A 12,061-nucleotide genomic window follows, 5' to 3' on the forward strand; every position below is an offset into this window, starting at 1 on the left:
TCTTAAATTCCAGTTATTGGCGATTAACCGACTGAGCAGGATGGCGTGATGACGGTTACGCGAGACGCGGCGGGCGCGGATACCGCCGCCGACAACCGGACGGAGCATCTGGCGCTGCTGGAGGACCTGCGCGGGCGGCTGGCGGCGACCGCGCTCGGCGGCTCGGCCAAGGCCCGGGAACGGCACGTGGCCCGCGGCAAGCTGCTCCCCCGCGAGCGGGTGGATCGGCTGCTCGATGTGGGCAGCCCGTTCCTGGAGTTGTCGCCGCTGGCGGCCACCGGCATGTACGGCGACGAATGTCCGGGCGCGGGAATCATCACCGGGATCGGCCGGGTGTCCGGCCGCGAATGCGTGATCGTCGCCAACGATGCCACCGTCAAGGGCGGCACCTACTATCCGATGTCGGTCAAGAAGCATCTGCGGGCGCAGGAGGTCGCGCTGCAGAACCGCCTGCCCTGCGTCTACCTCGTCGACTCCGGCGGTGCGTATCTGCCGCGGCAGGACGAGGTGTTCCCGGACCGGGAGCACTTCGGGCGGATCTTCTACAACCAGGCGACCATGAGCGCCAAGGGAATCGCGCAGATCGCCGCCGTCATGGGTTCGTGCACCGCCGGCGGCGCGTACGTGCCCGCGATGAGTGACGAGGCCGTCATCGTGCGCGACCAGGGCACTATCTTCCTGGGCGGGCCGCCGCTGGTGAAGGCCGCCACCGGCGAGGTGGTCACCGCCGAGGAGCTGGGCGGCGGCGCATTGCATTCGCGCACCTCGGGAGTCACGGACCATCTCGCCGACGACGATCAGCACGCGTTGCGGATCGTGCGCGATATCGTGAGCACGCTGGGCCCGAAGGAGCCGACCCCGTGGCAGGTGGCGCCGCCGGTGGAACCCGTTGCCCCGCAGTCGGAACTCTACGATGTGGTGCCGGTCGGGCTGCGTACCCCGTACGACGTGCGCGAGGTGATCGGCCGGGTCGTCGACGGCGGCGAATTCTCCGAGTTCAAGGCCGAATACGGCAAGACCCTGGTCACCGGGTTCGCCCGGATCCACGGCCATCCGGTCGGCATCGTCGCCAACAACGGCGTGCTGTTCGGTGAATCCGCCCAGAAGGGCGCGCATTTCGTCGAGCTGTGCGACAAGCGGTCGATCCCGCTGGTGTTCCTGCAGAACATCACGGGCTTCATGGTCGGGCGCGACTATGAGGCAGGCGGCATCGCCAAGCACGGCGCGAAGATGGTCACCGCGGTCGCCTGTGCCCGGGTGCCGAAGCTGACCGTGGTGATCGGCGGCTCCTACGGCGCCGGCAACTATTCGATGTGCGGCCGCGCGTATTCCCCGCGCTTCCTGTGGATGTGGCCGAACGCGCGGATCTCGGTGATGGGCGGCGAGCAGGCCGCCTCGGTGCTGGCCACCGTGCGCGGCGACCAACTGGGCGAGGCGTGGAGCGCCGAGGAGCAGGAGGCGTTCAAGGCGCCGATTCGAGATCAGTACGAGGAACAGGGGAATCCGTACTATTCCACCGCACGGTTGTGGGACGACGGCGTGATCGATCCCGCCGACACCAGAACCGTGCTGGGACTTGCCCTGTCGGTGTGCGCGCAGGCGCCGCTCGAGCCCGTTTCCTACGGCGTGTTCCGGATGTGATGACAATGCTGAGTACCTCACCGGTTCCGTTCGACACCGTGCTGGTCGCCAATCGCGGCGAGATCGCGGTGCGGGTGATTCGGACGTTGCGCACCATGGGAATTCGCTCGGTCGCGGTGTACAGCGACGCCGACGCCGGTGCGCGGCACGTGCACGAGGCCGACACCGCCGTGCGGCTGGGCCCGGCGCCCGCGCGGGAGAGCTACCTCGATATCGAGCGGGTGGTCGACGCCGCCGTGCGCACGGGCGCGCAGGCGGTGCATCCCGGATACGGGTTCCTGTCGGAGAATTCGGCGTTCGCGGCGGCGCTGGTGCGGGCGGGGATCGTGTTCCTGGGTCCGTCCGCGCGAGCGATCGAGGTCATGGGGGACAAGATCGCGGCCAAGAACGCGGTCGCCGCCTTCGGCGTTCCCGTGGTGCCGGGGATCGCCCGTCCGGGGCTCGCCGATGCCGAATTGATCGACGCCGCCACCGATATCGGCTATCCGGTGCTGGTGAAGCCGTCGGCCGGAGGCGGCGGCAAGGGCATGCGGCTGGTGCACGAGGCCGGTGAGCTACCCGACGCGCTGCGCAGTGCGCGGCGCGAGGCGGCGGCGGCCTTCGGTGACGACACGCTGTTCCTGGAGCGGTTCGTCACGCGGCCCCGGCATATCGAGGTGCAGATTCTCGCCGACAGCTACGGCCAGGTGCTGCATCTCGGTGAGCGGGAATGCAGCCTGCAGCGCCGGCATCAGAAGGTGATCGAGGAGGCGCCCTCGCCGCTGCTGGACGCCGAGACCCGGGCCCGGATCGGCGCGGCGGCGTGCAACACGGCGCGCAGCGTCGAGTATCTCGGCGCCGGCACCGTGGAGTTCATCGTGTCCGCCGACCGGCCCGGCGAATTCTTCTTCATGGAGATGAATACCCGGTTGCAGGTGGAACATCCGGTCACGGAGCTGGTCACCGGCGTCGATCTGGTGGAATGCCAGGTCCGGGTGGCGGCCGGCCAGAAGCTCGCGGTGGCACAGGAAGACGTCCGGATGACGGGGCACGCGATCGAGGCCCGCGTCTACGCCGAGGACCCGGGGCGCGATTTCCTGCCGACCGGCGGCACGGTGCTGGCGCTGGCGGAGCCGGACGGCACCGGGGTGCGGGTGGATTCGAGCCTGCGCGCCGGAACCGCGGTCGGCAGCGACTACGATCCGATGCTGTCCAAGGTGATCGCCTACGCGCCGAATCGCGGCGAGGCCGTCGCGAGACTCGATCGGGCGCTGGCCGATACGCTCGTGCTCGGTGTGCGGACCAATACCGACTTCCTGCGGTTCCTGCTGGCCGATGCGGATGTGGTTGCGGGACGGCTGGATACGGGGCTGCTGGACCGGCGCGCGGTGGACTTCCGTCCCGCGCCCGTATCCGACGAACAGTTCGTCGCGGCCGCCGCGCTGTGGTGGGTGCGGCGCTGGCCCTCGGCGGCCGACGATCCGTGGGATCTCCCGAACGGCTGGCGGGTCGGTGCACCCGCACCGGTCGCGATCCGCCTGACCGGTGGTGATCGCACGGCCCATGTGTATCTGACCGGCACCCCGGCGGCCGCCGAGGCCAGGGTGGAGGACGGCGAATCGCGGTCGCTGTCGGCCGGTCTCGACGGTGATGTGCTGACGCTGACCCTCGACGGGGTGCGCCGCCGGTTCCGGGTGGCCGAGCACGACGGACAGCTGTGGGTGGCCGACTCCGGCGGTGTGGCGATGCTGCGCGAGGTGGCCGAGGCCAACCCGCGGGCCGATGCCGAGCAGACCGGCGATGCCGAGATACGCAGTCCGATGCCGGGTTCCGTGATCGCGGTGCCCGCCGCGGCCGGGGCCGTGGTGGCGGCGGGTGCGCCCGTCGTGGTGGTGGAGGCCATGAAGATGGAGCACACGCTCACCGCGCCGATCGCGGGAACCGTTGAGCTGCTGGTGGAATCGGGGCGGCAGGTGCAGGTCGAGCAGGTGCTGGCGCGCATCGTGCCGCTCGCGGCCGGGAGCGACGCGGCGCCGCCCACCGGCGACGAGGACGGTGCGGATCGGGCCCGGCCGGACACCGACGAATCGAAGGATCGAGCATGACCGACTACCTGTCCACGGGCACCCTCCCCGACGAATACCGCGAACTCGCGCTGACGGTGCGCGACTTCGCGAGCCGTGTGGTGGCGCCGGTGGCCGCGAAACACGATGCGGAGCACAGCTTCCCGTACGAAGTGGTGGCCGGCATGGCCGAGATGGGCCTGTTCGGGTTGCCGTTCCCGGAGGAGTACGGCGGCATGGGCGGCGATTACTTCGCGCTGTGCCTGGCGCTGGAGGAACTCGGCAAGGTCGACCAGAGCGTCGCGATCACGCTGGAGGCGGGCGTCTCGCTGGGCGCCATGCCGCTGTACCGGTTCGGCAACGACAAGCAGAAGCAGGAATGGCTGCCGCAGTTGACCTCCGGCCGCGCGCTGGCGGGCTTCGGCCTCACCGAACCGGGCGCCGGCAGCGACGCCGGGGGCACCCGCACCACGGCCGTGCTCGACGGCGACGACTGGATCATCAACGGCAGCAAGCAGTTCATCACCAATTCCGGTACCGACATCACCCGCCTGGTGACCGTCACGGCCGTGACCGGGCAGCGCGAGGGCAAGAAGGAGATCTCCACGATCCTGGTGCCGGCCGGCACCCCGGGCTTCGTCGCCGAACCGGCGTACAACAAGGTGGGCTGGAACGCCTCCGACACCCATCCGCTCAGCTTCACCGATGTCCGTGTGCCGCAGGAGAATCTGCTCGGCGAGCGCGGGCGCGGGTACGCCAATTTCCTGCGCATCCTGGACGAGGGGCGGATCGCCATCGCCGCGCTGGCGGTCGGTGCGGCCCAGGGGTGCGTCGACGAAAGTGTCCGGTACGCGCGCGAACGGGAGGCGTTCGGGCAGCCGATCGGACGCAATCAGGCCATCGCCTTCAAGGTCGCCCGGATGGAGGCGCGCGCCCACGCGGCCCGGACCGCGTACTACGACGCGGCCGCACTGATGCTGTCCGGTAAGCCGTTCAAGAAGCAGGCCGCGATCGCGAAGCTCGTCGCCAGCGAGGCGGCCATGGACAATTCCCGGGACGCCACCCAGATTTTCGGCGGCTACGGGTTCATGAACGAATATGCTGTGGCCCGGCACTACCGGGACAGCAAGATCCTGGAAATCGGCGAGGGCACCACGGAGGTGCAGTTGATGCTCATCGGACGGGAGCTGGGGCTGTGAGCGAGCTTGCGAGTGAACCATCGGCACAGCGTGAGATTGTGAGTGAACCATCGGCACAGCGTGAGGACATGCGCCGGGTGGTGCAGCGTGGCCTGTGGTTCGAGGAGTTCGAGACCGATGTGGTGTACGAGCACCGGCCCGGCCGCACCATCACCGAGGCCGACAATGTGCTGTTCACGACGGCCACGATGAATACCCAGGCGCTGCATCTGGATGCCGCGTTCGCCGAGGCTCAGGCGCCGTTCCACGATCGGCTGGTGAATTCCATGTTCACGCTGGCGACGCTGATCGGGCTGTCGATCACGCAGCTGACGCAGGGCACCATCGTGGCGAATCTGGGTTTTTCCGAGGTGGCCTTTCCCAAGCCGCTGTTCCACGGCGACACCCTGTATGCCGAGACCGTGGTCACCGACAAACGGGAGTCCAAGAGTCGTCCGGGGGAAGGGATCCTGACGTTCGCGCATACGGGCCGCAATCAGCACGGTGATGTGGTGGCGACGGCGATCCGGAAGACTCTGGTGCGGAAGGCGCCGGAATGAGCGGGCACCCGGGTACGGGGGATCGCACCGCCGGTCGCACAGGACGAATTCAGGAGGCGTGGATATGACGTGGGAGATTCCCGGCTCGGCATGGCTGTTCTGTCCCGCGGATCGCCCGGAACGCTACGAGAAGGCCGCCGCGGCGGCGGATGTGGTGATCCTCGATCTGGAAGACGGTGTCGGAGCGGCCGATAAGGCCACGGCCCGGGAGGCGCTGTCCGCGACGCCGCTCGACCCCGAGCGCACGGTGGTGCGGGTGAACGCGGCCGGCACCGAGGAGCACGCCCGAGATCTGAAGGCGCTGGCCGGTACTCGCTATCGGCGCATCATGCTGCCCAAATGCGAAGCGATCGAACAGGTCTCGGGGCTGTCCGAGTACGAGGTGATCGCGCTGATCGAATCGCCGCTGGGCGCACTGACGGTCGGTGAGGTCGTGCGCGCGGACAATGCGGTCGCCGTGATGTGGGGCGCCGAGGATCTGGTGGCCGCGCTGGGCGGCAATGCGAGCAGGTTCGCCGACGGCCGGTACCGCGATGTCGCCCGCCATGTGCGTTCGGCGTCGCTGCTGGCGGCCAAGGCGTACGGCAAGATCGCGCTGGATTCGGTCTATCTGGACATTCGCGATCTGGACGGCCTGCGCACGGAATCCGACGATGCGGTGGCGGTGGGTTTCGATGCCAAGGTGGCGATCCATCCGAGTCAGGTGCCGGTGATTCGCGCGGCCTACGCACCGACGCCGGAGGAAGTGGATTGGGCCCGCAAGGTTCTCGCCGAGGTGCCGAACAACCGTGGCGTCTTCACCTTCGAGGGCCGCATGGTCGACGGCCCGGTCCTCCGGCACGCGGAACGCGTCCTGCAACGGGCTCTGCCGGGGTCCGAGGGCTGACGTGGGGTCGATGGGCACCGACGCGGCCGTTCGCGTTGTCGCGGTCCCGTTGTGCGGGCGTGCCCCGCTTCCGTCGTTCCGGCGCGCTCGTGGCCGGAATCCCCTGACGCCGTCGGCCGATCGCCGTGCGGATCCCGGCCGAACGCATGCCGGGCCGACGAGATGGCCACCCGCCGGTGTGACAGGCCGGGAAGACGATGCGGTTGCCGAGCGGGAGCGCGCCGGGGCGAGGGGCCGGGTATTCGGGTTGCCCGGCCGGGACAACCGTCTGACGAGGTCGTAGGAAGGATCGTCGTGGAACCGCAGTGGGTGCCGAGTGAGCAGGATGTCGCGAATGCGCAGGTGACCGACTTCGCGCGGTTCGTCGCCGGGCGAACCGGGCTGGAGTTCCCCGACTATCGCTCGCTGTGGCAGTGGTCGGTCGACGATCTGTCCGGGTTCTGGGGTGCGCTGTGGGAGTACTTCGGTCTCGGCGCGGCCCCGGAACAGGTGCTCGCGAGTGCGGAAATGCCGGGGGCGCAGTGGTTTCCGGGTACTCGGTTGAACTATGTCGATCAGGTTGTGCGGCAGGCGCGTTCGGACCGTCCCGCGATCGTCTACCCCGCCGAGGGCGGGGCGCTGACCGAGGTCTCGTGGGACGAGCTGCTGGGGCGGGTGGCCGCGTTCGCCGGGGTGCTGCGTGCGCAGGGCGTCGAGCCGGGCGACCGGGTCGCCGGCTATCTGCCGAACATCCCGGAGACCGTCATCGCCTTCCTCGCGACGGCGAGCCTCGGCGCCGTCTGGAGCGCCTGCGGCCAGGACTATTCCGCCAAGGCGGCGCTCGATCGGCTCGGCCAGCTGGAACCCGTCGTGCTGGTGACCGCCGACGGCTACCACTACGGCGGGAAGACCCACGACAAGACCGGCGAGATCGCCGATCTGCGTGCGGGGCTGCCGACGCTGCGGGCCGCCGTGGTGGTGTCGCGGATCGGTGCCGAGGTGCCGAACTCGCTGGACTGGGCGGAGGTCACGGTGCCCGTCGGTGCCGAGATCGACACGGGGAAGGTCGATTTCGATCATCCGCTGTGGATTCTCTACTCCTCCGGAACCACCGGGCTGCCCAAGGGAATCGTGCACGGTCACGGTGGCGTACTGCTCGAGCATCTGAAAGGCGTCGGCCTGCAGGCCGATATCGGTCCGGACGACACCTTCTTCTGGTTCACCAGCCCGAGCTGGATGATGTGGAACTACCAGATCGCCGGGTTGCTGGTGGGTGCCACCATCGTCTGCTACGACGGCAGTCCGAGCTACCCGGCCCCGGATACGCTGTGGGATCTTGCCGCCCGCACCGGGACCACCGTGCTGGGGACCAGCCCCGGCTATGTGCTGTCGTGCATCAAGGCGGGCGCGGTACCCGGTCGCGACCACGATCTGTCGGCACTGCGGACCGTCGGCATCACCGGGTCGTCGCTGCCGCCGTCCTCGTCACTGTGGTTGCGCGACAACGTCGGTGAGCGAGTTCAGGTGGCCTCGATCAGCGGCGGCACCGATGTGGTGTCGGCGTTCATCGGCGGCGTGCGCACGGTTCCGGTGTGGCCCGGGGAGCTGTCGGTGCCGTTCCTCGGTGCGGCCGTGGATGCCTGGGACGAGACCGGGCATCCGATCCGTGGCGAGGTCGGTGAGCTGGTGATCACCCGGCCGATGCCGTCGATGCCGGTGAAGTTCTGGAACGATCCGGACGGAACCCGGTACCGCAGTGCGTATTTCGAGACGTACCCGGGTGTGTGGCGGCACGGTGACTGGATCACCCTCACCGAGCACGGCAGCATCGTCGTCCACGGCCGGTCCGATTCGACGTTGAACCGCCACGGGATTCGGATGGGCTCGGCCGACATCTACCAGGCGGTGGAGCGCCTGCCGGAGGTCGCCGAGGCCCTGGTGATCGGCGCCGAACAGCCCGACGGCGGCTACTGGATGCCGCTGTTCGTGGTGCTCGCCGAGGGCGCGGAACTCACCGACGAGGTGCGCGGGCGGATCAGCGACGCGATCCGCACCGAGGTCTCCCGCCGGCACGTCCCCGACGAGATCATCGCCGCCCCGGGCGTGCCGCACACCCGCACCGGCAAGAAACTCGAGGTCCCGATCAAGCGCATCTTCCAGGGCGCCGACGCGGCCCGCGTCGTGGAACGCAGCGCCGTCGACAATCCCGGCCTGCTGGACTGGTACGCGGCGGTCGAGCCGTCCGGCGATTCCGAGAAATCTTGAAAGGCCGGTATTCGCGACGCGGGTGTCGTTGTGGCAGATCGCGCCGATAACCCCGCATAAGGTGGCAGGCGTGCATCGATCGCCGCTGGCTCCCGTCTTCGCAGCGCTGCAGCTCGGGCTGCATGTGCTCATGGTGGTGTTGTCGGCGGTCGTGGCAGGGCGGGCGCTGGTGGGGGGTGAGCATCGGTGGGGTGCGGTCGCGCTGACGGTGCTGTTCCTGGCCGTGTACTTCGCCGGTGGGGTGCTGCGTGGGCGGCCGGTGGCGGCGCGGGCGTGGCTGGGCGTGCTGACCGTCCTGTGGCTGGGGCTGGTGGCGCTCGCGCCGGATGCGGTGTATCTCGCGTTCGGGCTGTACTTCCTGTATCTGCATCTGCTGCCGCGGATCTGGGGTGCGGTGGCGGTGGCTGCCGCCGCGGCGGCATCGGTGATCGGCTTCGCGCTGCACGAGGGGTGGACGATCGGCGGCGTCGTGGGCCCGCTGCTCGGTGCGCTCGTCGCCGTCGCGATCGGCCTGGGGTACCGGGCGATGTTCCAGGAGGCCGCCGAACGCCAGCGGCTGATCGACGAATTGCTCGCCGCCCGTGCCACATTGGCCGAACAGGAGCGCACCGCCGGTAAGCTGGCCGAACGACAGCGTTTGGCGCAGGAGATCCACGACACGGTGGCGCAGGGGCTGTCCAGCATCCAGCTGCTGCTGCACGCCGCCGAGCGCTCCGGACCGGAACATCCCGCACTGCAACAGATTCGGCTGGCTCGGGAGACCGCCGCCGACAGCCTCGCCGAAACCCGGCAGCTGATCGGCGAACTCACGCCCGCCGCGCTGGACGGGCAATCGCTGACCGAGGCGCTGGACCGGATCGCCCAGCGCGCCGGCGCCCCCGGACTCCGGACCGGGATGCGGGTGGAGGGAACGCCGGAGCGGCTGCCGATGTCGACCGAGGCCGCGCTGGTGCGGGTGACGCAGGGCGCGGTCTCGAACGTGGTGCGGCACGCGCGGGCCGAGCGGATGCACATCACCCTCACCTATGCCGTCGACGCCGTGCACCTCGACGTGGTCGACGACGGGATCGGCATCGACCCGGAGGTCTTCGCGCGCGGCACGTTCGGGCTCGAGGCCATGCGCAGCCGGGTCGAACGGCAGGGCGGCACCATGAACGTCGAATCCGAACCCGGACACACCGCCGTCGCCGTGTCGTTCCCGCTGGAGGGCTCGTCATGATCCGTCTGCTGCTGGCCGACGACCACGCCATCGTCCGCGCCGGGCTGCGTGCCCTGCTGGACTCGGGCGCGGACGTCGAGGTGGTCGGCGAGGCCGCGACCGCGGAGGAATCCATAACCTTCTGCGGCACAACCGATGTCGATCTGGTGCTGATGGATCTGCGCTTCGGGCAGGGAAAGTCGGGGGTCGACGCGACGGCCGCGTTGCGCGGCCTGCCGCATCCGCCGAACGTGCTCGTCGTGACCAACTACGACACCGACGCCGACATCCTCGGCGCCATCGAGGCGGGCGCCTGCGGCTACATCCTCAAGGACACGCCGCCCGCCGAGCTGTTGGCGGCCGTGCGCGGCGCGGCGGTGGGCGAGAGCGTCCTGTCCCCCTCGGTCGCCTCCCGGCTCAGAACCCGCGAGCGCAAGCCCGACACCACCCTGAGCGCCCGGGAGATCGAGGTACTGCGCCTGGTCGCCGACGGCCACTCCAACCGCGACATCGGCAAGCGGCTGTTCCTCAGCGAGACCACCGTGAAATCCCATCTGGTGCACATCTATTCGAAACTCGGCGTGAAGTCGCGGACGTCGGCGGTCGCGCGGGCCCGGGAGAGCGGGGCGATCTGAGAGGCTGTCCGGGTAGCGCGCATGCGGGATCGGCCCCGGGCGGTCGGCACGCTGTTCTGGGCCTGTTGCCGCAGCGGCGAACGGGCGACGGTATGCCCGCGTCTGCCGTCGATCGACGCTACTGGCCTGCCGTCACGATCGGTCCGTACCAGATGACCGGCAGGCCGGTCCCGGTGCAACTGACCCACACCTGCGCGCCAGGGGTGAACCGCAGGTAGATCGGTGCGGGGCCCTGCGCCCACACGTAGTAGGCCGGCGCGTATTCGAGAAACGGTGGCTGCGGGCTCACGCCTTGGCAGTTCCACCATTCGCCGGGCGGGAGGTCGAACCGGATGACGCCACCGGGTTCGGGAGCTGGTGTCGGCGGTGTCGCGGAGGCCGTATGCGTGCCGAGGACACCCCAGGCGGCGATCGCGGCCGCGGTCACCGCCGTTCTCAGAACAGTTCTCACTATGATCCCCCACTATCGCTGCCGGCCGACCGGGATCACTGGGTGTATGCACCGGTGCGGGTACGGGCCTTCGAATCTCGCTCAGGCTAAAGAAGATCGCTCGAACACGCCAACCCGGGGACCGTCCGGTCCGGACACTTCGTGGGTTCGGCTCGGGCGGTCGGAGCAGTGGGCTCCGATGCGGATTGGTCGTGATCCAGGTCGGCCGGTGACATCGACGGAACTCGGGACGGATACGTCGGCCGGAAGGCGGCTGTGGTCGCGCGGTTGCGGAGATTCGTCGGTCCTCGGTCGTAGGCTGGCGACATGGCCTCCATTACCGATCCCCAAGTGCGTGAATTCCTGTCCCACGGCACGCGCACCGGCAAGCTCGCGTTCGTGGCCAGTGATGGCCGGCCGGTCATCAATCCGGTCTGGTTCATCCTGGAGGGCGACGAACTGGTGTTCAACACCGGGAAGGACACCGCCAAGGGGCGGGCGATCGCGCGCGATCCGCGCTTGGCGTTATGCGTCGACCTGGAGGAACCGCCGTTCGGGTACCTGCAGGTGCAAGGCGTCGCCGCCGTCTCCGAGGATCCCGATGAGCTGCTGCGCACCGCCACGGCGATCGCCGGCCGGTACATGGGTGCCGACCGGGCCGAGGAGTTCGGCAAGCGCAATGCCGTGCCGGGCGAGCTGGTGGTCCGGCTGCGGCCCGGCAAGATCCTCGGCGGGTTCGATATGACCGGGTAGTCAGGTGGCCTCGTCGGCGAGTCGGCGCAGGTAGCCCGCGAATTGTCGGCGGTCGGGCTCGTCCCAGTCGGCGGTGAGTTCGTCGAAGCAGCGCCGCTGCCAGTCGTGGGCGGCGGCGAGGAGTCGTTCGCCGCTCTCGGCGAGTTCCAGGACGACCCGGCGGCGATCGCGGGCCGAGTCGGCCCGGGCGAGGTAACCGGCCGTCACGGTGTCGCGCACGATGCGGCTGGCACCGGAGTGGTCGAGGCCGAGCTGGGTGGCGACGGTCGTGACCGTGGCTTCCTGCCCGGACCGGTGCGCGGCCGACACCGCCTCCACGGCCTGGATGTACTGGACCCGGCGCACGTCGCCGTCGGGTTCGCCCGGAACCAGGGTCTGGTTGACCCAGCGGCGTGACCAGAACCGGACCAGCCGGAAGAGGGCCGGACCGCCCTCCGCGGCCGGGTCCTCTCGTCGATTGCTCACGATGGCAATTGTATGCGATCTGCATGTAT

Annotated in this window: 11 protein-coding genes; 9 read left to right on the plus strand and 2 right to left on the minus strand. The window is 69.4% G+C overall.

The window, feature by feature from the left end:
• The first annotated feature begins 48 nt into the window (after positions 1-48).
• From D892_RS0115440 to D892_RS0115475, 8 genes are all read left to right on the plus strand, one after another.
• Complete coding sequence (locus D892_RS0115440; protein WP_024802103.1) at positions 49-1,641, plus strand: carboxyl transferase domain-containing protein; 1,593 nt, start codon at positions 49-51, stop codon at positions 1,639-1,641.
• Complete coding sequence (locus D892_RS0115445) at positions 1,641-3,725, plus strand: biotin carboxylase N-terminal domain-containing protein (RefSeq protein ID WP_084161085.1); 2,085 nt, start codon at positions 1,641-1,643, stop codon at positions 3,723-3,725. Before D892_RS0115440 ends, D892_RS0115445 begins: the two co-directional genes overlap by 1 nt.
• Positions 3,722-4,882 carry an acyl-CoA dehydrogenase family protein gene (locus D892_RS0115450; RefSeq protein WP_024802105.1) on the plus strand — a complete coding sequence of 387 codons (1,161 nt, stop codon included), beginning with the start codon at positions 3,722-3,724 and terminating at the stop codon, positions 4,880-4,882. Before D892_RS0115445 ends, D892_RS0115450 begins: the two co-directional genes overlap by 4 nt.
• Positions 4,883-4,950: 68 nt before the next feature.
• Complete coding sequence (locus D892_RS0115455) at positions 4,951-5,421, plus strand: MaoC family dehydratase (RefSeq protein ID WP_036567091.1); 471 nt, start codon at positions 4,951-4,953, stop codon at positions 5,419-5,421.
• A gap of 64 nt (positions 5,422-5,485) precedes the next feature.
• The gene (locus D892_RS0115460) at positions 5,486-6,307 is read left to right on the plus strand and encodes a CoA ester lyase (RefSeq protein WP_024802107.1); all 822 of its coding nucleotides are present in this window, start codon (positions 5,486-5,488) and stop codon (positions 6,305-6,307) included.
• Positions 6,308-6,601: 294 nt separating this feature from the next.
• Positions 6,602-8,551, plus strand: coding sequence for an acetoacetate--CoA ligase (locus D892_RS0115465; protein WP_024802108.1), 1,950 nt, complete (start codon positions 6,602-6,604; stop codon positions 8,549-8,551).
• A 70-nt stretch (positions 8,552-8,621) separates the two neighbouring features.
• Positions 8,622-9,770 (plus strand): sensor histidine kinase, encoded by a 1,149-nt coding sequence (locus D892_RS0115470; protein ID WP_024802109.1) that lies wholly within the window; start codon positions 8,622-8,624, stop codon positions 9,768-9,770.
• Positions 9,767-10,384 (plus strand): response regulator transcription factor, encoded by a 618-nt coding sequence (locus tag D892_RS0115475; protein ID WP_024802110.1) that lies wholly within the window; start codon positions 9,767-9,769, stop codon positions 10,382-10,384. The genes D892_RS0115470 and D892_RS0115475 overlap by 4 nt, the downstream gene beginning before the upstream one ends.
• A 118-nt stretch (positions 10,385-10,502) precedes the next feature.
• Here D892_RS0115475 and D892_RS0115480 read toward each other — a convergent pair whose 3' ends face one another.
• On the minus strand, positions 10,503-10,835 hold the full coding sequence (locus tag D892_RS0115480; protein WP_156959516.1) for a hypothetical protein: 333 nt from the start codon (positions 10,833-10,835) through the stop codon (positions 10,503-10,505).
• 306 nt (positions 10,836-11,141) lie between these two features.
• Between D892_RS0115480 and D892_RS0115485 the strand changes: the two genes are divergently transcribed.
• Positions 11,142-11,567, plus strand: coding sequence for a PPOX class F420-dependent oxidoreductase (locus tag D892_RS0115485; protein ID WP_024802112.1), 426 nt, complete (start codon positions 11,142-11,144; stop codon positions 11,565-11,567).
• Here the strand turns inward: D892_RS0115485 and D892_RS0115490 are convergent, their stop codons facing one another.
• Entirely contained in the window at positions 11,568-12,032 is a 465-nt protein-coding gene (locus D892_RS0115490) for a MarR family winged helix-turn-helix transcriptional regulator (RefSeq protein ID WP_024802113.1), read from the minus strand.
• Positions 12,033-12,061 lie beyond the last annotated feature (29 nt).

It is taken from the genome of Nocardia sp. BMG51109 (assembly GCF_000526215.1).
GTDB lineage: Bacteria > Actinomycetota > Actinomycetes > Mycobacteriales > Mycobacteriaceae > Nocardia.

Coding starts and splice junctions, on each gene's coding strand:
- D892_RS0115440 (WP_024802103.1), top strand. CDS start 49: ATGACGGTTACGCGAGACGCGGCGGGCGCGGATACCGCCGCCGACAAC.
- D892_RS0115445 (WP_084161085.1), top strand. CDS start 1,641: ATGACAATGCTGAGTACCTCACCGGTTCCGTTCGACACCGTGCTGGTC.
- D892_RS0115460 (WP_024802107.1), top strand. CDS start 5,486: ATGACGTGGGAGATTCCCGGCTCGGCATGGCTGTTCTGTCCCGCGGAT.
- D892_RS0115455 (WP_036567091.1), top strand. CDS start 4,951: ATGCGCCGGGTGGTGCAGCGTGGCCTGTGGTTCGAGGAGTTCGAGACC.
- D892_RS0115485 (WP_024802112.1), top strand. CDS start 11,142: ATGGCCTCCATTACCGATCCCCAAGTGCGTGAATTCCTGTCCCACGGC.
- D892_RS0115475 (WP_024802110.1), top strand. CDS start 9,767: ATGATCCGTCTGCTGCTGGCCGACGACCACGCCATCGTCCGCGCCGGG.
- D892_RS0115450 (WP_024802105.1), top strand. CDS start 3,722: ATGACCGACTACCTGTCCACGGGCACCCTCCCCGACGAATACCGCGAA.